The organism is Nonlabens ulvanivorans (genome assembly GCF_032922765.1).
Taxonomy (GTDB): Bacteria; Bacteroidota; Bacteroidia; order Flavobacteriales; family Flavobacteriaceae; genus Nonlabens; species Nonlabens ulvanivorans.
Genome location: NZ_CP136694.1, coordinates 2,226,382 through 2,251,316 on the forward strand (window position 1 = coordinate 2,226,382; position 24,935 = coordinate 2,251,316).

At 35.7% G+C, this 24,935-nt stretch carries 27 protein-coding genes and 1 tRNA gene; 17 read left to right on the forward strand and 11 right to left on the reverse strand.

Annotated elements, in window-relative coordinates:
- The gene (locus R1T42_RS10085; protein ID WP_036584064.1) at positions 1-282 is read left to right on the forward strand and encodes a DUF427 domain-containing protein; all 282 of its coding nucleotides are present in this window, start codon (positions 1-3) and stop codon (positions 280-282) included.
- Positions 283-374: 92 nt separating this feature from the next.
- On the opposite strand, the gene R1T42_RS10090 is transcribed toward R1T42_RS10085, so the two are convergent.
- Complete coding sequence (locus R1T42_RS10090) at positions 375-887, reverse strand: lipocalin-like domain-containing protein (protein WP_317290252.1); 513 nt, start codon at positions 885-887, stop codon at positions 375-377.
- A 271-nt stretch (positions 888-1,158) separates the two neighbouring features.
- Between R1T42_RS10090 and rplM the strand changes: the two genes are divergently transcribed.
- The 12 genes from rplM (at position 1,159) to R1T42_RS10150 (ending at position 15,009) form a co-directional block, all read left to right on the forward strand.
- On the forward strand, positions 1,159-1,614 hold the full coding sequence (gene rplM / locus R1T42_RS10095; RefSeq protein ID WP_036584058.1) for a 50S ribosomal protein L13: 456 nt from the start codon (positions 1,159-1,161) through the stop codon (positions 1,612-1,614).
- Between the two features lies 1 nt (position 1,615).
- The gene (gene rpsI / locus R1T42_RS10100; RefSeq protein WP_006796104.1) at positions 1,616-2,002 is read left to right on the forward strand and encodes a 30S ribosomal protein S9; all 387 of its coding nucleotides are present in this window, start codon (positions 1,616-1,618) and stop codon (positions 2,000-2,002) included.
- A gap of 197 nt (positions 2,003-2,199) precedes the next feature.
- The gene (gene rpsB, locus R1T42_RS10105) at positions 2,200-3,009 is read left to right on the forward strand and encodes a 30S ribosomal protein S2 (protein WP_317290253.1); all 810 of its coding nucleotides are present in this window, start codon (positions 2,200-2,202) and stop codon (positions 3,007-3,009) included.
- Positions 3,010-3,050: 41 nt separating this feature from the next.
- Positions 3,051-4,013, forward strand: coding sequence for a translation elongation factor Ts (gene tsf, locus R1T42_RS10110; RefSeq protein ID WP_036584051.1), 963 nt, complete (start codon positions 3,051-3,053; stop codon positions 4,011-4,013).
- A 123-nt stretch (positions 4,014-4,136) separates the two neighbouring features.
- Positions 4,137-5,021, forward strand: a complete 885-nt coding sequence (locus tag R1T42_RS10115; RefSeq protein ID WP_317290254.1) for a T9SS C-terminal target domain-containing protein — start codon at positions 4,137-4,139, stop codon at positions 5,019-5,021.
- A 98-nt stretch (positions 5,022-5,119) separates the two neighbouring features.
- Positions 5,120-5,827, forward strand: a complete 708-nt coding sequence (pyrH, locus tag R1T42_RS10120) for a UMP kinase (RefSeq protein ID WP_036584047.1) — start codon at positions 5,120-5,122, stop codon at positions 5,825-5,827.
- A gap of 44 nt (positions 5,828-5,871) precedes the next feature.
- On the forward strand, positions 5,872-6,426 hold the full coding sequence (frr, locus tag R1T42_RS10125; RefSeq protein WP_036584046.1) for a ribosome recycling factor: 555 nt from the start codon (positions 5,872-5,874) through the stop codon (positions 6,424-6,426).
- 149 nt (positions 6,427-6,575) lie between these two features.
- Positions 6,576-8,756, forward strand: coding sequence for a DUF5686 family protein (locus R1T42_RS10130; protein WP_317290255.1), 2,181 nt, complete (start codon positions 6,576-6,578; stop codon positions 8,754-8,756).
- Positions 8,757-8,824: 68 nt separating this feature from the next.
- The gene (locus R1T42_RS10135; protein WP_317290256.1) at positions 8,825-11,221 is read left to right on the forward strand and encodes an efflux RND transporter permease subunit; all 2,397 of its coding nucleotides are present in this window, start codon (positions 8,825-8,827) and stop codon (positions 11,219-11,221) included.
- Between the two features lie 103 nt (positions 11,222-11,324).
- Positions 11,325-12,779, forward strand: a complete 1,455-nt coding sequence (asnS, locus tag R1T42_RS10140) for an asparagine--tRNA ligase (protein ID WP_042247278.1) — start codon at positions 11,325-11,327, stop codon at positions 12,777-12,779.
- Positions 12,780-12,939: 160 nt separating this feature from the next.
- Positions 12,940-14,397 carry an RNA polymerase factor sigma-54 gene (rpoN, locus tag R1T42_RS10145; RefSeq protein WP_317290257.1) on the forward strand — a complete coding sequence of 486 codons (1,458 nt, stop codon included), beginning with the start codon at positions 12,940-12,942 and terminating at the stop codon, positions 14,395-14,397.
- A 9-nt stretch (positions 14,398-14,406) separates the two neighbouring features.
- On the forward strand, positions 14,407-15,009 hold the full coding sequence (locus R1T42_RS10150) for a hypothetical protein (RefSeq protein ID WP_317290258.1): 603 nt from the start codon (positions 14,407-14,409) through the stop codon (positions 15,007-15,009).
- Here the strand turns inward: R1T42_RS10150 and R1T42_RS10155 are convergent.
- From R1T42_RS10155 to R1T42_RS10195, 9 genes are all read right to left on the reverse strand, one after another.
- The gene (locus R1T42_RS10155) at positions 15,004-15,717 is read right to left on the reverse strand and encodes a porin family protein (RefSeq protein WP_036584031.1); all 714 of its coding nucleotides are present in this window, start codon (positions 15,715-15,717) and stop codon (positions 15,004-15,006) included. The genes R1T42_RS10150 and R1T42_RS10155 overlap by 6 nt on opposite strands.
- Before the next feature lie 85 nt (positions 15,718-15,802).
- Entirely contained in the window at positions 15,803-16,291 is a 489-nt protein-coding gene (locus R1T42_RS10160) for an ExbD/TolR family protein (RefSeq protein ID WP_006796116.1), read from the reverse strand.
- Position 16,292: 1 nt separating this feature from the next.
- The gene (locus tag R1T42_RS10165; RefSeq protein ID WP_036584028.1) at positions 16,293-16,919 is read right to left on the reverse strand and encodes an ExbD/TolR family protein; all 627 of its coding nucleotides are present in this window, start codon (positions 16,917-16,919) and stop codon (positions 16,293-16,295) included.
- 3 nt (positions 16,920-16,922) lie between these two features.
- On the reverse strand, positions 16,923-17,417 hold the full coding sequence (locus R1T42_RS10170; protein WP_036584025.1) for a hypothetical protein: 495 nt from the start codon (positions 17,415-17,417) through the stop codon (positions 16,923-16,925).
- A 26-nt stretch (positions 17,418-17,443) separates the two neighbouring features.
- A complete protein-coding gene (locus R1T42_RS10175; RefSeq protein WP_006796119.1) occupies positions 17,444-18,235 on the reverse strand; it encodes a MotA/TolQ/ExbB proton channel family protein in 792 nt (263 codons plus the stop codon).
- A 275-nt stretch (positions 18,236-18,510) separates the two neighbouring features.
- Positions 18,511-18,595, reverse strand: a tRNA-Ser gene (locus R1T42_RS10180).
- A 46-nt stretch (positions 18,596-18,641) separates the two neighbouring features.
- Entirely contained in the window at positions 18,642-19,709 is a 1,068-nt protein-coding gene (locus R1T42_RS10185) for an asparaginase (protein ID WP_317290259.1), read from the reverse strand.
- Entirely contained in the window at positions 19,699-20,829 is a 1,131-nt protein-coding gene (locus tag R1T42_RS10190) for a 1-acyl-sn-glycerol-3-phosphate acyltransferase (protein ID WP_042247271.1), read from the reverse strand. Before R1T42_RS10190 ends, R1T42_RS10185 begins: the two co-directional genes overlap by 11 nt.
- 47 nt (positions 20,830-20,876) lie before the next feature.
- The gene (locus R1T42_RS10195; protein ID WP_317290260.1) at positions 20,877-21,644 is read right to left on the reverse strand and encodes a TatD family hydrolase; all 768 of its coding nucleotides are present in this window, start codon (positions 21,642-21,644) and stop codon (positions 20,877-20,879) included.
- Between the two features lie 72 nt (positions 21,645-21,716).
- Here R1T42_RS10195 and R1T42_RS10200 point away from each other — a divergent pair, with 72 nt between their 5' ends.
- Entirely contained in the window at positions 21,717-22,157 is a 441-nt protein-coding gene (locus R1T42_RS10200) for a retropepsin-like aspartic protease (protein WP_042295357.1), read from the forward strand.
- Between the two features lie 55 nt (positions 22,158-22,212).
- Here the strand turns inward: R1T42_RS10200 and R1T42_RS10205 are convergent, their stop codons facing one another.
- Positions 22,213-23,040, reverse strand: coding sequence for a DUF6252 family protein (locus tag R1T42_RS10205; RefSeq protein WP_317290261.1), 828 nt, complete (start codon positions 23,038-23,040; stop codon positions 22,213-22,215).
- A 124-nt stretch (positions 23,041-23,164) separates the two neighbouring features.
- Here R1T42_RS10205 and R1T42_RS10210 point away from each other — a divergent pair, with 124 nt between their 5' ends.
- From R1T42_RS10210 to R1T42_RS10220, 3 genes are read left to right on the forward strand one after another with little or no spacing between them, the layout of a single operon-like run.
- On the forward strand, positions 23,165-23,650 hold the full coding sequence (locus R1T42_RS10210; protein ID WP_036584006.1) for a 30S ribosomal protein S16: 486 nt from the start codon (positions 23,165-23,167) through the stop codon (positions 23,648-23,650).
- 9 nt (positions 23,651-23,659) lie between these two features.
- On the forward strand, positions 23,660-24,190 hold the full coding sequence (gene rimM / locus R1T42_RS10215; RefSeq protein WP_036584004.1) for a ribosome maturation factor RimM: 531 nt from the start codon (positions 23,660-23,662) through the stop codon (positions 24,188-24,190).
- A gap of 6 nt (positions 24,191-24,196) precedes the next feature.
- On the forward strand, positions 24,197-24,925 hold the full coding sequence (locus tag R1T42_RS10220) for a tRNA1(Val) (adenine(37)-N6)-methyltransferase (protein WP_317290262.1): 729 nt from the start codon (positions 24,197-24,199) through the stop codon (positions 24,923-24,925).
- Positions 24,926-24,935: the final 10 nt, after the last annotated feature.

Sequence of the window (24,935 nt, forward strand, 5' to 3'; positions counted from 1 at the left end):
ATGAAAGCCATCTGGAATAATCAAATTATTGCCGAAAGTAACGATACTAAAGTTATTGAAAACAATCACTACTTCCCTAAAAACAGTATAAAAAATGAGTATTTTAAAAACAGCAACACTCAATCTAACTGTCCTTGGAAAGGACTAGCTAGTTATTACACTTTAGAGGTAAACGGAGAAACAAATAAGGATGCTGCATGGTATTATCCAGACACCAAACACGCTGCAAAAGAAATTGAAGGATATGTAGCTTTTTGGAAAGGCGTAACCATCTCTGAATAAAAGTAATTCTAACAAAAAGTCCATAATTAAGAAAATGTTTCTAGATTATGGACTTTTAAGTTAGTGACCTTCTCAGTCTACTAATGAAGATGTTAGATTTTGTTGTAAACGAAATCTAAACTCATAATACCACTAGCAGGAGTACCTGCCGCTCCACTAAAATATTGCGCAACGTCATTATCATCAACATTAAATGATAAGGTAGATGTGGTAAGTAGAACTTGTTGAGATTCTGTAGCTGTTCCTCCATTAACATTAACCGTGATTGTTAAAGTACCGTTTGCATAAGAATAAGTACCGCTTTCAACATTTGTATTACAAACTAAATTATTAGAAGCATCAAAACTAACCTCTGCAATTGTAGATGTAAAAGTACCATCTGCATTAAAGCTAATCGCCATGCTATCAAAACAATTAGTTTCATTAGTTAATTCCATATTTGGGATCATATCTTGATTTAAATCAACAGCAACATCGGCTGTAAGCGTACTTAACACATAATTACCAACAAGAGCTGCATTATTATTAATTGATTGATTTTCATCATTAGTACAAGCCGTGAAAGCAAATAATATAGCGATTAAGGGAAAAATTAATTTTTTCATCATTATTATTTTTGTTAAAGATAACAAATTATAATAATGTACTATTTTTGAAGCAATTAGCACAGCACAACCCTTGAATCTATTGACATCGAGACATCGTAGCGATATTACAAAACGTAATATTAAAATGAAAAAAGAAGAGCAAAACAATTAAAAGTGAAGAACAACTTTATTTTTTTTGAATCTCACTGCTTGTCAATCAAATATAAAATCATACATTTGCAGCCCGATTTTAACCATTGAAATCGTTACAATTTAAAACAGGTTCAAAGTGAATACGTTAAGTTACAAAACAGTTTCTGCTAATAGCGCTACAGTAAACAAAGAATGGGTACTTGTAGATGCAGCAGACCAGCCACTAGGTCGTATGTCTTCAATAGTTGCAAAACTATTAAGAGGAAAATATAAGACAAATTTCACTCCACACGTAGATTGTGGAGACAATGTAATTGTGATAAATGCTGACAAGGTGAAGCTTTCTGGTAATAAGTGGTCTGAGAAGACTTACATACGCCACACAGGTTATCCAGGTGGGCAGCGCAGCCTTACTGCTCAGGAGCTTTACGATAAAGACCCTACAAGAGTAGTTGAAAAAGCTGTGAAAGGAATGTTACCTAAAAACAAATTAGGAGCAGCAATATTCCGTAACTTAAAAGTGTACAGCGGCGCTGAACACGGTCAAGACGCACAACAACCTACGACTATCAACTTAAACGAGATCAAGTAAGATGGAAACATTACACAAAATAGGTAGAAGAAAAACTGCCGTAGCTCGTGTATACCTTAGCGATGGAGAAGGTAATATCACTATAAACAATAAAGACCTTAAAGATTACTTCACAACTGGTACTCTTCAATATAAAGTAAACCAACCGTTTGCTTTAACTGAAACTACTGGAACATATGACGTAAAAGTAAACGTATATGGTGGTGGAATCACTGGACAAGCAGAGGCTATACGTCTTGCACTTTCTAGAGCTCTAGTAGAGATCGACGAAGAGAATCGTCTAGTATTGAAACCTGAAGGCCTTATGACACGTGACCCAAGAATGGTAGAACGTAAGAAATTTGGTCAGAAGAAAGCAAGGAAGAAATTCCAATTCTCTAAGCGTTAATACTGCAAAGAAATTATCATCCCATTTGGTTTCACAATCAAATGGGATTTGTTCTTATATTTTTTTAATTTTTAATTTGCTGTCATCCCGATTGCCGTCGGGACCTAGTTTAGCATCTAAATGATTATGGCGATTTTCAATTCTATTGAAATGACCACTTAATCATTGCTATCTGACAGAACGTAAACTATCTAAACATGGCAAATAACACAGAAGTCAAGAATCTTCTTGACGCAGGTGTCCACTTCGGTCACCTTACACGCAAATGGGATCCAAATATGGCACCATATATTTATATGGAGCGTAACGGGATTCACATCATCAACCTTTACAAAACTAAAGCTAAGCTGAATGAGGCTAATGATGCTTTACGTAAAATCGCTGCATCTGGTCGCAAGATTCTTTTTGTTGCTACTAAAAAGCAAGCAAAAGACATCGTTGCACAACATGCAGGTGATGCTAACATGCCTTATATCACTGAAAGATGGCCAGGTGGAATGCTTACAAACTTTGTAACAATCCGTAAAGCTGTTAAGAAAATGGCTCTTGTAGATCGCATGAAAAAAGATGGTCGTTATGAAACTCTTTCTAAAAAAGAACGTTTACAAGTAGACCGTATGAGAGCTAAACTAGAAAAGAACTTAGGTTCTATTGTAGACATGACTCGTATGCCAGCAGCACTTTTCATCGTTGACACTGTACGTGAGCACATCGCTGTTAAAGAAGCATTGAAATTAGGTATTCCTATTTTTGCAATGGCTGATACTAACGCAAATCCTCGTGATATCGATTATGTTATACCATCAAATGATGATGCATCAAAATCTATCGATATTATAGTAAACTCTGCCGCCGAAGCTATTAAAGCTGGTCTTGAAGATCGTAAGAACGAAAAGAACAACGAGGCAGCAAAAGCTGAAAAGGCTGAGAAGGATGCTAAAGCAGCAAAAGCTGAAAAGACTGCAAAAGCAGCAAAAGAGGCTGTAAATACTGAAGAAGAAGAATAAATCATAATCTCTGGGAATCCAGAATCTAAAATATTTTCAACATGGCAAAAATAACCGCTGCTGAAGTAGGAAAATTAAGAAAGACCACTGGTGCTGGTATGATGGACTGTAAAAAAGCCCTTGTAGAAGCTGAAGGTGATTTTGAAAAAGCAATTGAAATCCTAAGAAAAAAAGGTCAAAAAGTAGCTGCAAAGCGTGCTGACCGTGACTCTTCTGAAGGTGTAGTAGTTGCAAAAGTAAATGAAAGCAACACTAGAGGTGTTATGATTTCACTTAACTGTGAGACTGACTTTGTTGCAAAAAACGATGATTACGTTGCACTAGCTAATAAAATTGCTGATGTTGCTCTTAACACTAATACTAAAGAAGAATTGCTTGCTGCAAGCTTTGATGGTATGACAGTGGCTGAGAAACTTATCGAGCAAACAGGTGTAATAGGTGAAAAATTAGAAATAGGTGGTTTTGAAGCATTTGAAGCTCCATTTGTAGGTGCATATGTACACGGTGGAAAAATTGGTGCTTTAACTGGACTTTCTACAGCATCTGACAATTCAAGTGAAGTAGCAAAATCGGTTTCTATGCAAGTAGCTTCTATGGGAGCAACGACACTTTCTTACAAAGATTTTGATGCTGATTTTGTACAATCAGAAACTGAAGCTCGTATCGCTGCTATCGAAAAAGATAACATCGAGCGCGGACGTTTAGGAAAGGCATTGAAAAATATCCCTCTTTTCATTTCAAGATCTCAAGTTACCGATACTGCTCTAGCTGAGGCTAAAGTACGTTTTGAAGAAGAATTAAAAGCTGAAGGTAAACCAGAAGCTATTTGGGATCGTATTATCCCTGGTAAACTTGAACGTTTTATCTCTGACAACGTTTCTTTAGATAAAGAACTTGCTTTGTTAGATCAAGATTTCATAATGGACGACAGCAAAACTGTTGCACAATATGTAGAGTCTAAAGGTGCTAGCGTTGTAGGATTCAAAAGAGTTTCTATCGCTTAATAAGCTTTCAATAGAATTTTAAAAATCCCATCTAAGATTTACTTAGATGGGATTTCTTTTGTTTATAATTTTGCTTTCGCGAAAGCGAAACAGTTATATCTATCTTATTTTTACCTTTGTATCATGCTCAAATACCTGATTCCACTACTCGTAATAGCAGTTACTGGCTGCGCTAATCTACCTAAGCCCGACACTACATCTTTTACATTTAAAAAGGTAAGTGAATTACCACCATCAATCAATGAAAGCTCTGGATTGATTATAATAGACGGTAAATTAATCACTCATAATGACTCTGGTAATATGCCCATGTTGTATCAATTAGATACTACAGGTATTATTACAGACTATATTAAATACAACTATCTTGCAAATCACGACTGGGAAGCAATCGCTCAGTCAAACAACGCAATACATATTGCCGATATCGGAAATAATCTAGGTGACAGAAAAGATTTAAAAATCTATAATGTCATAAAAAACGGCATTTGGCAAGAAGATATTGATATAGACATATCTACCATTACATATTCAACACAAACGGATTTTAAACAACGTAATCAACAACATTCTTATGATGCAGAAGCTATAATCATCATAAATGAAGTGATGTATTTATTTTCAAAAGACTGGATCAATTTTACTACTTCAATTTACAGCTTACCACTTTATCAAGATACGTCTTTAAATAGCCATCAATCAATAAATACTAAGGGCCTCGTTACTGATGCTGCTTTTAATAATAATGACACAGTATTGTTATGTGGTTACAATCAAAGCCTTCAACCTTTTATAGCTCAATTAAAATTTAAAGATGGTAATTTCACTCTAATTAAGAAAGTAGATTTACCTATCGAAGGTGCGCAAATTGAAGCAATAGCCTATTACGGCAAAAATCAGAAAGACCAAGATGTTTATTACCTTACTAGCGAAGCTGTAAATGTTAGACTAGGAGATGATGAAGCAAAAGTTGCCGGAGAACTTTATAAATTGATCTGGCCCGAATAAAGAGAATAGATTACTAAACAAGAATAACACGAAGATTAAAATCGCACTCTGAATCAAAAAGGAATTCCTTTATATTTGCACAACCTCAGACACACCTTATGAAATACAATCGCATCCTTCTTAAATTAAGCGGAGAAGCATTAATGGGAAATAGACAATATGGTATTGATCCAGAACGTCTTTCAGAATATGCTCAAGAAATTAAAAAAGCTATTGACAAAGGGATAGAAGTAGCTATCGTTATAGGTGGTGGTAATATCTTTAGAGGTGTTGCTGGCGCTAGTGCAGGAATGGATCGTGTACAAGGAGACCATATGGGAATGCTTGCTACTGTAATTAATGGCCTTGCCTTGCAAAGCGCGCTTGAAGATGCTGGAATACCTACTAGATTACAATCTGCAATTAAGATCAATGAAGTAGCAGAACCTTTTATACGTCGTAAGGCGATGAGACATCTAGAAAAAGGTCGAGTAGTCATCTTTGGAGGAGGAACAGGTAACCCTTATTTTACGACAGATAGCGCAGCTGTATTAAGAGCCATAGAAATTGAAGCAGACGTTATTTTAAAAGGTACTCGTGTAGATGGTATTTACACAGCAGACCCAGAAAAAGATGATAATGCTACTAAGTTTGACTTCATAAGCTTTGATGATGTTTTACGTAAAGGATTAAAAGTAATGGACACCACAGCATTTACATTAAGTCAAGAGAATGAATTGCCGATCATCGTTTTCGACATGAACAAGAAAGGTAATTTGATGAAGGTTTTAAGTGGTGAAAATATAGGAACGAGAGTACAATTATAAATAGTGGCAATATATTTGCTAACCGTTAAGTATAAATTTGAGCTATGAACGAAGAATTAGAACTAGTTATAGATGCTTGTAAAGAAGGAATGGATTCTGCCATTGTACATCTTGAAAAGCAATTATTAAATATCCGTGCTGGTAAAGCTAGTCCAGCAATGCTAGGTAGTGTATTTGTAGACTATTATGGTAGCCAGACACCTTTAGGACAAGTAGCAAATGTTGCTGCTCCAGATGCCAGAACCATCACCGTCACTCCATGGGAGAAAGGCATGATTACAGAGATTGAAAAAGGTATCATGTATGCTAACCTAGGTTTAAATCCTATGAATAATGGAGAAAGCGTTATTATCAACGTACCAGCATTAACTGAAGAAAGACGTATAGATCTTGCAAAGCAATCTAAAAGTGAAGGTGAAGATGCCAAAATTGGTGTTCGTAACGATCGTAAAACTGCCATGAATGATTTGAAAAAGCTTGGTTTATCAGAAGATTTATTAAAAACATCTGAAGAAGAGGTACAAGAACTTACTAATGCTTATATCGCTAAGATTGATAAAATCGTAACGGTCAAAGAAGCAGAAATTATGAAAGTATAAATACATGCTTTTTGTATTAAAACGCCAGCTATTTCGCTGGCGTTTTTTTTGATTGATAAATTTCTAAATAAGTAATAAGATTCTTTATTAGGGCATATGCTTCTTGTATTTTTATCGTTACTTAGTTAAGTATTATATTAATGTTCTCAATGAGGTACTGGCCTTTTATTTCTTTTCTTTTTTTAAGCATCGTTGTTCAAGCACAAAAAGATGTGACGCCTGCATTAGAAATAATTAAAACTTGTATTGAGAATAAGGATGTAAACAACCCTTTAGAGACTTTAAACACCTTTCAGTACGATAGCTATGAAAACCTTAAGATAGCAGGTAATCCCGAAGCTATTACGGGTTCCGGCTATAAAAAGACAGAACTAAGGAGAACATTACTTAAAACAGGAGTTTTTTTATCTGAAAAAACATCTGACATCGTAAACGATCAATCCCAAGGTTTTAAAGAACTTATCACGGCGGCTTTTATGCCTGGTTTTGAAACACCGGTTTACCCTATCTATAACATCAATTTTCAATCACGCAATTTATATCAAGACACCTATGTTGTTTTTGACCAGCATTATATCAATCCTATTTCTAATAATGGGCTCAATAGTTATAATTATGAAACGATAGGTGACACTTTAATTGAAAATAGAAAGATTAATATTATAGGATTTGCCCCTATTGAAACATCTATCTCTACCCTATCAGGCACTCTTTATATAGACCAAGAAACTAAAGCCATTGCAAAAGCTCATTATAATATCTATAAGGACTTAAGAGTTGAGACCAAACATGATTTTGTTTATGACTCCTTACACCATCTATGGTATTGTTCCTATAGTGAGTTATTCATAAAAAAGACAAATAACATTAAAGAAATTGAGCTTTTTGGTGGTCGTTTTGAGGTAGGAACACGCAAGCAAAAAGATATTGATAGTGAGACCGATGAGCTTTATCTCATAATGAAAAGGTATCAAAAAAACTTTAAAACTAACCGCAAGGTTAATTTTGGTCAAAAAGGAGTTTCCATTGAAATCCCAGAAACCTCCATTGATAAACCACTCAATTATTGGGACACCTATCGCAATGAAGAACCTTTTACAACTCAAGAACTCGCTAACTTCATGCAGCTAGACAGCATCGTAATGGCTGAGAAAGTAACACGGAAACTTGAAGTCATAGAAAAGTTTAAGGTAGGTTATTATCCGGTAGGCTTCTTTGATATAGACCTTAAATACCTTATAAAATTTAATGAATACGAAGCCTTCAGAATAGGTGTAGGTGGCACGACCAACGATAAATTTTCTGAGAAATGGCGAGTGAGTGGCTACGGCGCCTTTGGGACCAAAGACAAGGTATTTAAACATAATATTACTTTAGGTTATAGAATTAGTGAAGAAAACAACACATGGATTAGCGCCTATAAAACAGATGATATTAATGAGTTTGCAGGAGCTAGATTTCTAACTGACGCTAGAGTTTACTCACTATTTGAACCACGACTCATTAACATTCCTACATTTTATCTATACAAAGAATACGGTGTATCATTACAACAACGCTTATTTCCATCTGTGATTAGTGAGTTCTCGCTTTCGCGAAAGCGTATTTCACAAACCACAAATTATGTGTTTGCACCTGATGATAATCCATTTATCAACTATGTGTTAGCTGAGGCAACAATTGCTGCCCGTTGGAGCCCAAAAAGTGAATTCATGAAAACACCTAAAGGATACCAAGAAACAACAAAAGGATATCCAATTTTAAGTGGGCAAGTCACTAAGGGAATTCAAGGATTATTAGACAGCGACTTTAATTATTTAAAATTTTCTGGTAAAGCGTCTTATACCATCAATAGAATAAACGGTTCTAAAACAGCATTTTTATTAGAAGGTCATTATGCAAGTGGTGACGTACCGTTAAGTCATTTATTTCATGCTTATCCCAACGCACCTACTAAAGATGAAGTACTACAACGGTTCTCTGTAGCAGGCAGAAATAGTTTTGAGACCATGTACTTTAATGAGTTTTTCTCTGATCGTATCGCGACGCTACAAATGCGTCATAATTTTGCGCCATTTCATATAACTTCTTGGCTCAACCCAGAATTAGTAATTACCTCGCGATATGCTATTGGCGACTTCAATGATATAGGAGATCACCTTAATATCGATTTTAAGAGACTTAATAAAGGTTATACAGAATCTGGTTTTGAATTAAATAAATTAATTTACGGTTTTGGAATTAGCGCGACCTATCGATACGGCGCCTATCATTTGCCTCAATTTTCTGACAACCTAGCGCTTAAATTTACTTTCTACCTAGAAATTTAAAATTCATACTCTCAAAAATCTGTATAAACTATCTTTAAAACCTACCTTTGCAGCCCTGTTAAAGGACTATGCAAAAGTTATTTAGTTTTTCGTTTTGGAATGGCATCGCAAGAATCATTTTGCGTAATCGAGAGATTCTTTTAGGCCTTATAATTCTGGCCACCATCGGTCTTGCTACCCAATGGAGTAATATGCGATTTACCCATTCTGAGGCAAATCTGTTACCTGACAACCATCCTGTAAATCAAGAATACAGACAGTTTCTAGAAAAATTTGGTGAAGAAGGAAACTTAATCATTCTAGGTATAAAAAATAGTGACCTTCTCACGTATGAAGATTTTAACGCTTGGAACTCACTTGCCGACTCTATTGAAAAATATGATGAAGTAGAACTTGTTCTATCTACATCTAACCTTCCAGTCCTTAAAAAATCTGATGACGCCTCTAAGTTTATTATAGAGCAGTTATCTAAAGCTCCTTTAACATCTAAAGAAGAGCTCTCAGCATATAAAACAAAGCTATTTGGAGAGTTGCCATTTTATCGCAACCTTATATTCAGTGAAAAAGACTCAGTTCTTAGAACAGCGATTTACATCAAAAAGGATATCGTAAATAGCTCTATCAGAAAAGAGTTTGTACTTGAGAAATTCAATCCACTCATTGAGGATTATAAAGAAAATCACGGTCTATCAGAATTAAGAGTTTCTGGAATGCCATATATCAGGACGTTAAACTCACAGAATATAGTTGATGAAATAAGTATGTTTTTACTAGCAGCATTACTTATTACATCAGCAATTTTCTTTTTCTTCTTTAGATCATGGAGAGCTACCTTTATATCTATAGTCACTGTGATTATAGGTGTGATGTGGGCTTTCGGTTTTCTAGGATTGCTTAACTATGAGATTACTGTATTGACCGCTCTCATACCGCCATTAATTATTGTTATAGGAATCCCTAACTGTATTTTCTTAATTAATAAATACCAACAAGAAATTAAAGAACATGGGAACCAAGCTAAATCACTTCAACGTGTGATTACCAAAGTAGGTAATGCGACCTTAATGACTAATCTTACTACAGCTAGTGGATTTGCTACATTTATCTTTACCGACAGTACACTACTGAGTGAATTCGGAATCGTAGCCTCTATATGTATCGTTTCCATTTTTCTTTTAAGCTTAATGATAATCCCTATCATATACAGCTATCTACCAGTTCCTAAAGATAGGCATCTAGAGCATTTAAGAAAGCGCTGGATAGGTACATTTGTAGACTGGACAGAGCGCATGGTAAAGGAAAATCGTATTGCTATATACATTACCAGCTTGATTGTATTAGTTATTTCTATAATAGGAATGTATCAAATAAGAGTTTCTGGTAGCCTTATAGAAGACATGCCTAAGTCTATGCAATTTTATAAAGACATTAAATTCTTTGAAGAAAGTTTTGACGGTATCATGCCGCTAGAAATAGTGGTAAATACTAAAAGCAAAAAAGGAGTTTCTAAGGCCAAGACACTTAAAAAACTAGATGAACTTGAGGCTCATATTATTGAAACACCAGAGCTGTCTAGACCTATGTCTATCGTAAGTATAGTAAAATATACTAAACAGGCATTTTATGGTGGTGACCCAGAATTTTATGACCTACCAACTACCTATGAACGCGTTGGTATTTCTACACTATTGGATGATAGTGGTGGTGACGCCATGCTTATGAAAAGCTATGTAGATAGTACAGGCCAATATGCACGCATAACGACGTTTATGAAAGACATGGGAACAGATCGCATGGAACGTGTAGAAGAGGATTTACGTGATGAAATTACTAAGGTTTTCCCTGAGGAGAAGTATGAAGTTTTATTAACTGGTAAAGCACTAGTGTTTCAAAAAGGAACGAATTACCTGATTAATAATTTAATCATATCACTTACCCTTGCCATTATCCTTATTGCTCTCTTTATGGCATGGATGTTTAAGTCTGTGCGCATGATTCTAGTCTCGCTAGTACCTAATATTCTACCATTAATTATTACAGCTGGATTAATGGGCTACTTAGGTGTCCCTATAAAACCATCAACTATTTTAGTATTCTCGATAGCCTTTGGTATATCTGTAGATGATACCATTCACTTCTTGGCAAAATATAGACAAGAATTGATAGCTAATAAGTGGCGTGTTAAGAAATCAGTTTATGCAGCTTTAAGAGAAACAGGTGTCAGCATGTTTTACACTTCTATTGTATTGTTCTTTGGATTTTCAACATTTACAATTTCTAGCTTTGGCGGCACAGTGGCGCTAGGCGCATTAGTCAGTGCCACATTATTATTTGCAATGCTTTCTAACCTATTATTACTTCCTAGTATGCTTTTATCACTAGAACGTAGTATTGCAAATGAGCGCACCTTTAAGAAACTACCTATACCTATCATCCATAAAGATGGTGATGATGAGCAAGAGTAATTAATATTTTGCTTTCGCGTAAGCATTATCACAACAATCCCTTTGATAATCATTGGCATTCCATGTCATAAAAATTATATTTGCTGTTCTTAAAAAATCGAGAATGCAACATCAAAGAATTGCCGCATTATTGCAAGCAGAACCTAGCATGCAGGAGATTACTGTAAAAGGTTGGGTACGTAGTTTTAGAAACGATCGATTCATCGCATTAAACGACGGATCTACCATTCATAATTTACAGTGTGTTATTGAGCCAGATAACTTTGAACGCACTCTTCTAGACCAAGTTAATGTAGCGGCAGCGGTTGCCGTAACTGGAACTCTAGTAGAAAGCGCAGGAAGCGGCCAGCGTGTTGAACTACAAGCAAAAAATGTTACCATATTAGGTACAGCAGATCCAGAAGAAGTTGCAAAAACAATTCTATCTCCTAAACGTCACAAACTTGAAACACTACGTGAGCAGGCACATTTAAGAGTGCGTACTAACACCTTTGGCGCAGTGATGAGAGTGCGTGCTGCATTATCTTTTGCAGTCCACAAGTACTTTCAAGAGAATGGATTTTATCAAGCACACACACCTATAATTACCGGTAGTGATGCAGAAGGAGCCGGCGAAATGTTCCGATTATCAACTTTAGACCCAAAGAATCCACCGCTCGATGAGGACGGAAACATAGACTACAAACAAGATTTCTTTGAAAAAGAATCTAACCTTACTGTTTCTGGTCAACTAGAAGCTGAGACATATGCTATGGGATTAGGACAGGTATATACTTTTGGCCCTACTTTTAGAGCAGAAAACTCAAACACCTCTAGACACCTTGCAGAGTTTTGGATGATAGAGCCTGAAGTGGCATTTAACGATCTAGATGCTAACATGGATCTATCAGAAGACTTTATCAAATCAGTAGTAAAATATGCACTGGACAACTGTAAAGACGATTTAGATTTCCTTGAAAACAGGTTAATACAAGAAGACAAAAGTAAACCACAAGCTGAACGTAGCCCTATGGAGTTGCGCAAGAAACTAGAGTTTATTCTTAAAAATAATTTTAAACGAGTTTCCTATACCGAAGCTATTGATATTTTAAAAAGTTCTAAGCCCAATAAGAAAAAGAAGTTTAAATATCTTATTGAAGAATGGGGCGCAGATTTACAAAGTGAACACGAGCGTTACCTTGTTGAAAAACATTTTGAATGCCCAGTAATTTTATTTGATTATCCTGCAGACATTAAAGCATTTTACATGAGATTAAATGACCCAGATAGTGAAGGTCGTGAAACTGTGAGAGCTATGGATATTTTATTCCCAGGTATAGGTGAAATAATAGGTGGATCACAACGTGAAGAACGTTATGATGTACTTAAAGATAAAATGGACACCATGGGCATTCCTGAAGAAGAACTATGGTGGTATTTAGAAACACGAAAGTTCGGTAGTGTTACACATAGTGGTTTTGGTCTTGGATTTGAAAGATTAGTAATGTTTGTTACAGGAATGAGCAACATTAGAGATGTAATACCTTATCCTAGAACACCTGGAAATGCAGAGTTTTAAATAATTATCGCTTAACATTTACTAAGTCCCAATACCATACTCTGGTTTTGGGACTTTATTTTTAATTAAGTACCCTACACCAGTATTAGTTTATATTTAATAAACAAACTGCCTTTATAAATAAGGCTTTTGTTATTTTTACTAGGTAATTAATAATCCCATGCTTAGACAGTCGTTAAATTTCAAGCTATCACAAAAGCTTTCTCCTCAACAAATCCAGTTGATGAAGTTGATTCAATTGCCTACACAGGCATTTGAACAACGTGTTAAACAAGAGTTAGAAGAGAATCCTGCCCTAGATGATAGTAAAGACAGTCTAGATGACGATTATGATGAGTTCTCTAATCAAGATGAATATGGGGACGAGAACGACACTATTGAAGCAGATATCAACGTCGATGAATACCTAAGTGATGATGATATACCAGAATACAGAACTCAAGCAAATAATTACAGTGCAGATGACGATGAGAAAAGTATTCCATATGCCTCTGGGACATCATTTACACAATCTTTAACTGATCAATTAAATACAAGAAGATTAAGCGAGCAACACTATGGAATAGCTCAATTTTTAGTAGGTAGCATAGATAATAGTGGATACATCCGTAGATCCATGGAAGACATCGCAGACGACCTCGCTTTTACCATGAACATCTACACAGATGTCTTAGAAGTTGAACAAGTTCTAAAAGTGGTACAACAGCTAGATCCTGCTGGTGTAGGAGCTCGTGATTTACAAGAGTGTTTATTAATTCAGCTTTCGCGAAAGCGTAATAATGAAAGCACTGAGCTAGCGATGAAGTTAGTAGGTGAATCATTTGACGCATTTAGTAAAAAGCATTATAAAAAAATACTAGAAAAATACCATATTGATGAAGATGAGCTGCGTGATGCTATAGAAGAAATAGAACACTTGAATCCTAAACCTGGTAGTGCCTATGCTGGTGGTAGCACCAGAATGGTGGAACAAGTAGTTCCTGATTTTACAATTCGTATTAAAGATGGTGAATTAGAACTTACTTTGAATGGTCGTAACGCGCCAGAATTGCATGTCTCTAGAGATTACTCTAACATGTTAAAAGGTTACAAAGAGGCTAAAGAAAAAAGTAAATCCCAAAAGGATGCCGTTATGTTCATTAAACAAAAGTTAGATGGCGCAAAATGGTTTATTGAGGCTATTAAACAACGTCAGGAAACACTTTTTATGACTATGTCCTCTATTATGTATTATCAGAAAGAATATTTCTTAACAGGTGATGAACGTAATTTAAGACCGATGATTCTTAAAGATATTGCAGACGAAATAGGAATGGATGTGTCAACCGTATCACGAGTAGCAAATTCTAAATATGTTGACACACCTTACGGTACTAAATTGATTAAAGAATTCTTTTCTGAATCCATGACCAATTCTGATGGTGAAGAAGTATCTACTAGAGAAATTAAAAAAATACTAGAAACCGTTATAGGTGAAGAAAGTAAGAGAAAGCCATTGACCGATCGAAAACTAGCAGAACTGCTTAAAGAAAAGGGATATCCTATAGCAAGGCGTACTGTTGCAAAATATAGAGAGCAATTAGACATTCCTGTCGCACGCTTACGCAAGGAAATTTAAAAGAAAGTCATGAAAGGTTTTTTGAGGTTCTGGAGTTATCTAGTTAACCCATTATTTGTCCCAGCAGTTGTTGCTTTATGGTACTTTTTAAATGTGTCCTTCACCGACGGTACGATTATAGAATTGAAAATGTATTTAATTCTAGTATTAACGGCTGTTCTTCCGATGCTAATATTTGCCATTTTAAAGCTGTTAGGAGTAGTTAAAAGCATTCACCTACCACATATTAGAGAACGACGTACACCGCTAGCCACATATGCTATCTTATTGCTTATTTTAATAAGAGGTGGCTTTAATGACTTCACTGATTTACCTCTTTACTATTTTTTTGTTGGTGTACTCATTGCAACGATTGTAGCCTTTGTTATGACTATAGCACGTTATAAATTGAGCTTACATATGATGGCGATGGGTGGAGTAATAGGATTTAGCATCATGCTGCACGCGAGCATTGAGACACCATCAGTACTATCAATAGCAATTCTATTTATACTTTCTGGATTAACAGCAACATCTAGATTATCCATGAAGGCACATAAAGGTCATGAATTACTCTTTGGTTTCATTACTGGACTGATTGCACAAATAACGACAGGCATATACTTCTTATAATAAATAAAATTCTATCCCAAATTTTATAGGCTGCAAGTTGACAGACTCTCCATTAATCTGGGCTGATTTATCGAATAACGTATTTAAATTGTATTGAACAAAAGCGTTAAAACTACCATTCCCCAAAGTAAGAGTTGCGGAGTACCTAAACTTGTTAAGTTCTGGAATACTAGTTTGTACTACAGTGTTATTAGCTTGTTCAAATCGCGCTTTATAATAATAAATATAACCTAGTTTAATACCAGTGTAAATACGCCAGAAATTATACTTAGTTGCTGTAGAAGTTCTCCATCTATATTGAATAGGCATTTCAATTAAATTAGTATTCAATCTATTTGATTTATAATCAACATCGGAATCCAAGATGGAGTATATGGAATTACCATCCTCATCTTCACCTATAAACAGGTTTGAATTATAAGTGTTAGTAGAGAAGCCCAGCCCAACGCCTATCGCTTTATTACGACGTTTATTAAGAGGCATATCTCTGATAAAGCCTAAATGTAAACCTCCGGAAAATCCATTTTGTGTAAAATCTGCCGGTTCATTATTGATAAGGTTAAAAGATAAGCCTATGTAGAACTGATCTTCTCTATACAGAGAATCGACAACAGTAGGAATAGCGTTTTCCTTTCTATCATCCTCACTACTTTGTGCATTTCCAGAAAAGGTCATTAAAAGACCTAATAGAATCATAAGTTGTTTCATGTAGTAAAGATATGAATTTGAAACGTCGCTAATAAAAAAAGCCGTTTCAATAAGAAACGGCTTCTAGATATAAATAAGAGAATTATTATCTTCTCTTTATGTTATTCATTGGATCACCTTGATTAGAAGTATAAGTAATTTTAAGTGCTTGCGCTTTTCTTAATTCTTGCTTCACATCAGTAAGAACACCTACTTTTGCATTTCTATCAACCTTTAAAGATACCATCATCTGATCTTGTAAATTTTCTGGCATTGCAGATCTTTTAGTGTTAACGTAATTATACACATCATCAACACGAGAAATTTTATCACCTAATTGCACCACATCACTAGTACCGAAGGTTTTCTGATAATTAACACCTGGCTTACCTATATAAATATTAACCAGTTTATTTTTATCTTCTAACTTCTCCACTTGATTTGCGGCAGGTAATTGATTTTCTACAAGCATCTCATCATCTCTCATCACGGTTGCAACCATGAAGAAAAATAAAAGCATGAATACGATATCTGGTAAAGATGCTGTCGATACTGGTGGTAAATCACCACTCTTTTTCTTATTAAACTTTGACATATTATCCTGCTACTTGTGGTTCTGCCTCAGAAAGATTTCTTGGATAAAGCTCTCTTATGACGTCTAATCTTTTCTCTAACTCTAAATACTCAGGTGTCTCCTTATCTGCCTCTTGTGTATCCTTATATCTAGCATACATAGATTCATAAGTCTCACCATAACGTTGCGTTGCCGCGCGGTTTCTAAGTATCGTATAAGCTCTTACCAACTCATTAGTTACAGTTATGTAATAATTATAAGTTGCTTGTCTATCATTAACTAAAGAAACAATGGCTTTTTTAGGATTATCAGATGAATCAGGACTTCTTTCGCCCTCACAATAAGCACATCCACTTTTACCTTCACCACCACCGTTATCTATAAACGCTACTGCGGCATCAGTTAAATCCTTCAACTCCATTAACTCTTCTTCAACTAATAGTTGATTGTCCTTATTCACCAAAACCTGAAAAATATTTTTCTTCTTAACTGGTGGTGGTGGAGTCTTCTCATCAACTTCTGGCGGCAGCTTACTTACAATCCCACTATCAACTTCAATAGTAGTAGTTACTAGGAAGAAAATCAAAAGTAGGAAGGCAATATCTGCCATTGATCCTGCATTTACCTCAGGTGCTGCTCTTCTAGCCATAATTTATCTATTTAATAATTTGCTTACTCCAGTCCACAAAATTGAACCTACTGCAAGAACAGCGACGATATAGAAAGTATAGATAGAAGCTCCTACTAATTTAGAAGTGTCTGCTGTTAGTGGTTCACCTTCATCTAACATCACTAATTGTCCAGTTCCAGGATCAGTTACTGCATCATCTGCAAATCCAAAATATGCTATTAAACAAATAGCAACAAGTATACCAACTGATATTAAAGAACGCTTTAATACAGCTGGGCTACTAAAAATCCCTTTCAAAACAAAGAATAAAACTAGACCGACAGTAATAGCCATTACCGCATATGCTAGATACATCATAGGTGCCAGTGTCGCATTTTGCAACGCACCATCATTTGTTAAATCTGCTGCTTCTGCTTGGATAGCCTCATCTCCTACCGAAATCGTATAGAGAAAGAAACCAGCTGCGATAACACACAGCAAAAGCGCTAGATATTTAAATACTTTATGTAATACCATGATTTAAATCTGGTTTAAAGGGTTAATTACAGCTTTCCATTCTTGTAGTCTACAAGAATATCAATAAGTGTTATAGAAGCATCCTCCATGTCGTTTACAATACTATCGATTTTTGCAACGATGTAATTATAAAAGATTTGAAGTATAATCGCTACGATAAGACCAAATACAGTTGTCAATAGTGCTACTTTAATACCACCAGCCACAAGTGCAGGCTCCATAGCTCCAGCAGACTGGATATTATCAAAAGCATCAATCATACCTAATACCGTACCCATGAAACCAAGCATCGGTGCTAGTGCGATAAATAAAGAAACCCAAGAAACGTTCTTCTCTAACTGTCCCATTTGAACACCACCGTAAGCTACAACAGCTTTCTCTGCGGCTTCAACACTTTCGTCTGCTCTATCAAGACCTTGATAGTAAATAGAAGCAACAGGTCCTTTTGTATTTCTACAAACCTCTTTAGCCGCTTCAACACCACCACTCTTAAGAGCGTCTTCTACTTGTGCTGCTAATTTCTTAGAGTTAGTAGTAGAAAGATTTAAATAAATAATTCTTTCGATAGCGATTGCTAAACCTAAAATAAGACATATCAATACAAATGACATGAATACTGGACCACCTTCTATAAAACGCTTTTTAAGCTCTTGGTGGAATGTGATCTCTTCAGTAACGTTAGCCGAAGCATCATCATCCTGAGAAATAATAGTTGTAATTGCGCTAGTTGTAGTTGCAGTTGTGCTAGCATTTGCAGTTGTAGATAGACCTAACATCATTACTACAGCCATGAACAAAATTGAAAGTGATCGTTTCATTTTAAGATTTATTGATTTATTTGAATTTTCGAGTCAAGGGGTAAATATATAATTTATCTCTCAAAAAACAGAACTTCTATTATTATACCAATGTTAATTATTATTAATTAACAAGCCTAACTTCTGAATAACAGCAAAATAACGGCTTTTGAAGTAACGAAATCTTTCTCCATAAGACCTGAATTATAGAGAAAACAAGCATAAATACTCCGATATAACCAATTAGACGCTGCAATAAAAAACCCTTCAAGCCATGAAGACAAGAAGGGTTTTTGCAGAGAGGAAGGGATTCGAACCCTCGAAACGTTGCCGTTTACACGCTTTCCAGGCGTGCGCCTTCGACCACTCGGCCACCTCTCTAATTGACGACAAGATTACAAAAAATTAACCTTATCTCAAGAATATTTTACACACTTATCTCTCCTCTTAATGAAGTTTCAAAATATTTTTTAAAATCACCAGTTTCTGGCATATATGCTAACAAATACATCATTTTAGCAAGCGCGGCCTCTGTAGTAATATCATAACCTGACACCATGCCTAATTTTTTTAAAGCTACACTGGTTTCATATTTACCCATATCAACTGCACCGCCACGGCATTGCGTTACATTAACGATTCTAACATCCTTCATCAAGGCTTGCTTTAGGGCATCTATAAACCAACTTGAAGTAGGAGCATTACCGCTACCATATGTTTCTAGAATTATACCGCGCAAACTTTCTATTTCACATATAGCCTTAACGACCTCTTTGGTAATTCCAGGAAATAACTTCAGCACCACAACTTTAGAGTCCATTTCGGGTCTATATATCATTTTAAGCGGACTCAATTCTAAGGAATCTTTTTTTGCCATCGATACGCGATCAAAACCACCTTTCCACAATAACTGTCTATCAATATTTAAATGAACACCACTTATGGCTAGCGGCGGATAATTAGGAGAGCTAAAAGCTTCAAAATGCTCTGCATTCATTTTAGCTGTTCGATTTGCTCTATATAATTGGTATTCAAAATAAACGCACACCTCTTTTATTATAGGCTCATCATTATCCCATTCACTCGCCAACTGAATACTCGTAATAAGATTTTCCTTGGCATCTGTTCGCAAATCTCCTATAGGAAGTTGTGATCCCGTTAATATCACTGGCTTAGTAAGATTTTCGAACATAAAACTCAATGCGCTACCAGTGTGCGACATAGTATCACTACCATGCAACACTACAAAACCGTGATAGTCATCATATTTTGCATTAATTATATCACCCAGAATCTTCCAGTAACCCAAATCCATATCAGAAGAATCAATAGGCTCATCAAAAGAAGTAGTTTCTATCTGACAATCCAATTGCTTAAGTTCTGGTATATGGAATAGTAGCTCAGTAAAGTCAAAAGATTTTAAAGCACCTGTTTCTGGATCTTTAATCATCCCAATAGTACCACCAGTGTATATAAGAAGTATTCTAGGCTTCATCTACAACCGCCAGTTTTTCCTTATTAAAGACAGGTCTAGCATACATCATTAGGAAACTTTCTACGGCTTTCTCATCTTCAATATTAACTCTGAGTCGCAAACGGCGTTCAAAATAAGCTAGATCTTGATCCGTATAATACTCGCCATATTTCTTTTTGTTTGACACTAAATCATAAGCTACGTAGTTAGTAGGCCATAATTTATAATTAGATTGTATAGTATCATCCAACTGACTTACTATTTGTTGTAAAACTTGATTAGTGCCTGCAGCCGTATCATTTGAGAAGATTAGAGGCTTTCCAGCTGCAATGTGTATATGTTTTTTTTGCCCTAAAGCTCCTTTTAAAATACTATTAAAGTCCTCATTCTCTGACTTGATATACTCCTCTTCAGCAGCTTTCGCTAATAATTCAGGCACTTTTAATATGTCCGTAGGATCATATTCATAAGAAATGCTTACCGGCACTATTTTAAGATCATTAAGATACTCATGCACTGGCATATTACCAGACGCAAGGCCAATCATTTTAAGCACTCCTTGTTCGGTTACATCATTACCATCTTTAGTCCTTCCTTGCCTTTGTGCAATCCACACACTTCTATTCTCTTCTTGGAGTAATGCCCTGATGTATTCACTTAGCTTTTTACTACTTAACAAGGTTTCTCGTGGACCTACACCTCTTTTAACAATAAAATTACGTGTCAATTTACTTAACGCATTAACAAATGGTCGTTGCACAAGATTATCACCAATGGCACTGGCTGTTCTAATTAAATCATGATCAAACAGTTTCACATTAAGCAAACAAGTATCTAATATAATATCTCTATGATTTGAAATATACAGATAAGACTGATCTTTTTCTAAATTCTCAAATCCTGAAGTTGTTAATCCCGCAGAACTTTCTTTTAAAATTCTCATTACAGATTCCCTAATCACATCTCGTTGAAAATCATTAATCGATTTACAATTCAACACGATTTCCTTCACCTCTTCATAAGGCATGTCTGGAAAAGTATATTGAAATAGAGTTTTAATCATTGGGTGACGCACTGCACTTTGAAGCGCAATATTCACCTCGGCATCATTAAAAAATCTTATGTCATCAAATTGGGCCAATATATTTCTAGTTAAGTTAGGGGCTGTAAATGTAAGTATCTCAACACTTACACTCCGAAGATTTTAGTAGAATTTAAGGTTGTTACTTCGGCAATGTGCTCTATACCGGTATCGTAAACCTCTGCCAATTTCTGTGCTACAAGCGCTATATAAGCACTTTCATTACGTTTACCTCTATAAGGAACTGGCGCGAGATAAGGTGCGTCCGTTTCTAAAACGATGTGTTTTAAATCTATTTCACTTAAAAATTTATCAATCTTTCCATTTTTAAAAGTGGCAACACCACCTATGCCTAAACTCATATTTAAATCGACAGCTAGTTGAGCCTGCTTAAGTGAACCCGTGAAACAATGAAATATACCATTTAAGGAAGTACCGCGATAAGATTCAAGCACCTCAAAAACCTCATCAAACGCATCTCTACAGTGGATTGCAATGGGTAATTCACGCTTAATAGACCAGTCAATCTGAGTTTTAAACGCCTCAATTTGTTGAGACTTAAACTCATCACTCCAGTATAAATCCACACCTATTTCACCAATCGCAACAAATTGTTCTTTATCCAGCATCTCATGAACATGCGCTAGCTCTTCTAGATAGTTCTCTTTAACATGCGTCGGATGTAAACCAGCCATCAAATGTACATAGCTAGGATAATCCTTTTTCAATTTCAGCATCGCTGGTGTATAAGTAGAGTCAATAGCCGGTACAAAAAAACGTTCCACACCAGCATCAATTGCTCGTTGCATCATCTCTTTTCGGTCTTCATCAAATGCTTCGCTATATAAGTGTGTATGTGTATCTGTTAAAATCATTTTACAAAAATAAAGATTTGTTTGAAGTACGCTTTCGCGAAAGCGTATTTATATTTACCACAAACTCAACTCATGTTTTCACTTAAAAAAACACTAGAAAGTCGTGGATACTTTTCACACACTATCCGGCTATCTGAAAAAAGTGGCCATATTATAACCAAAGCATCTATTAACGGGCATACAGGACGTTTTATAATAGATACTGGCGCCAGTGCAACTTGCTTAAATCAAGATTTATCAGAAAAATATCAATTACTATCTGAAAAAATGAATCAAGAAATAGGTACCGCAAGCGGATCCTTAATTCCACAAATCGCACATAACAACATTATGCAATTAGGGGAATGGATTGATAACGATTGCAGTCTTCTAACCATGGATATGAGTTTTATTAACCAGGCTTTAAAAGCTGAAGGAATGCGTAGCATTAACGGCTTGCTTGGTGCAGACTTTTTAATAAAATCTAAAGCTATTATAGATTATTCTGGTAAAAAAATCTATCTAAAAAATTAACTCCATAAAAAAAGCCTCTTGAACTAAGAGGCTTTTTTTATTTAAAGATTTTTACTTAATAAAACACAGTAAAAGCTCCGTTTGTAATATTGAAATCATTAGGCGGTCCTGTCATAAAAGAGAACGTACCTGTTACTGAACCAGCAACCGCATCTACCGCTGTAATATCTAATGTACCAGATATTGCTGGTGTAGGTGTACCACCAGATATATAATTTGCCGTATACATGCCTGAACTAGCAAATGTATAAGAACCTACCGTGATAGTCTCGGGAAAAGTTAACACAATTGAATTAGCTCCATTTGATGCATTTACCACAATAGAACCACCTGCATTAATAGGAGAAATAACAGTAGGTGTAAAAGCTACTCCATCAACATCAGCAGCAAGACTACTAGCAGTAGCACTACTTCCAGGCCCTATAGGACTACCAAATGGTACTTGAAAGATAACACCTTGACGCATGTATAATGAATCTGCATTCATAGGTAAATAGCTCACAAAAGAAAAAGTACCTGTTAAAGTTCCAGCAGGTGTACCAGCAGATAATACTACCTGACCTGTACCAGCTCCTTCATTTGTTGAATAAACGTCTGTATTATTAAATGTGTAAACAGCCTCGTTTGGTGATCCAGAACCTAGCGGATAGGTACCTGCATTTGCAGACTCTAGATTAAATTGAAGTTGTTCAATTCTATTCAAACCAGTGATTGTCACTGAGCCATCTGCGTTTGCCACAGCAGTCATTTGAGTAGACTTAAAAAATTCACCGTTGCGTACGGCCTGGATTGCTGGGATGTTATCATCCTCTAAATTGTCTTCACAAGCGGTAAATGCAAATAGCGCAAATGAATAAATAAAAAGCTGTTTAATCAATCTCATTCTTAAAAATGTGTTTGAGCAAATGTAAATAAAAATAAAAGATATGCTGCTCATTATTAAAATAAGTATATTTTTGCACACTCAAATTAATAACTAGGGTCGGGCACCCACAAATTTTAATGATATGCCAGTAAAAATTAGATTACAGAGACACGGAAAGAAAGGTAAACCATTCTATTGGATCGTTGCAGCAGATGCACGTTCAAAGAGAGATGGTAAATATCTAGACAAAATAGGTACTTACAACCCGAACACTAACCCTGCGACAATCAACCTTGATGTTGACGGAGCTGTAAAATGGTTAGAAAATGGAGCACAACCTACAGATACTGCTCGTGCAATTTTAGGTTACAAAGGAGTAATGCTTAAAAAACACCTTAAAGGTGGTGTTAAAAAAGGAGCATTTACTGAAGAGCAAATGGAAGAAAAATTCAACGCTTGGACCTCTGAAAAAGAAGCTAAGATTGCTGCAAAAGCTGGTGGACTTCAAAAAGATGCTGATGCAGCTGCTGCTAAAGCACTTGATGCAGAAAAAGCTATCAATGAAGCTCGTATCGCTGCAAATGCACCTGTAGTAGAAACTGCAGACGCATCTAGCGAAGAAGAATAAATTATAGTCATGCGTAAGAAGGATTGTTTCTACGTAGGTACTATAGTAAATAAATTTAGCTTTAAAGGTGAGTTGCTTGTCAAATTAGACACTGACGAACCTGAGCTATTTACAGAAATGGAATCAGTTTTTATCGAAATCGGTAAAAACTTGGTTCCATTTTTTATTGAATCTAGTCAACTACACAAATCGCTCCTATTAAGGGTTAGGTTTGAGGACATCGATGATGAAGCTGCTGCAGACGCATTAATGAAACACGACTTGTTCCTACCACTTACAGCTTTACCACCATTAAAAGGAAATAAATTCTATTTTCATGAAATCATCAATTACAAAATGGTTGATGTAAACTATGGAGAAGTAGGGATTATTACCGGAGTTAATGACACTACATCTCAAGCCTTATTTGAGGTGGAACAAAATGGGATAGAAATATTAATCCCGATGAACGATGACTTCATAAAAGAAGTAAATCGTGAGACTCAAACCATTACCGTTGAAACGCCTGATGGCCTTATAGAAATGTACCTTACAGAATAATACTATATGAGCATTTTTAAATTCAAAGAATTTGAAGTAGCTCAAGATCGTTGTGCTCAAAAAATAGGTACAGATGGCGTACTTCTAGGAGCATGGGCCAGCGAAGACAGCACTCCAGATCCCGATCGTATATTAGACATAGGAGCTGGAACTGGTGTTATTTCTTTAATGATGGCACAACGTTTTCATAGCGCACAGATAGAAGCTGTAGAACTAGATGAAGACGCTTTTGAGCAAGCCGCTACTAACTTTGAAAACAGCCCATGGGGTGATCGATTGTTCTGTTTTCATGCTTCGTTTCAAGAGTTTTTTGAAGAAATAGATGAGACTTACGATTTAATCATAAGCAATCCACCATTTTTTAACTCTAGTAATATTACAACAGACACCGATATTAAAAAAAATCGAGAGCAAGCACGTTTTGATGATGCCCTACCCTTTGAGGAACTCATCTATGGAGTTTATAAGTTACTAGATGAGGATGGGATTTTTGCTTGTGTTATACCTATCGACAGAGAGCGTCATTTCTTAGGTATTGCGGCACATTACAAACTCTTTCCAGCTCGAATCACACATGTTAAAGGGACAGAATCTAGCCCAATCAAGAGAAGCTTATTAGAATTACGCTTTTGCGAAAGCGAGATAATACCAGACCTACTCACTATTGAAATAAGTAGACACCTTTACACTACAGACTATATTAACCTAGTCAGAGATTTCTATTTAAAAATGTAAGCAACACTTT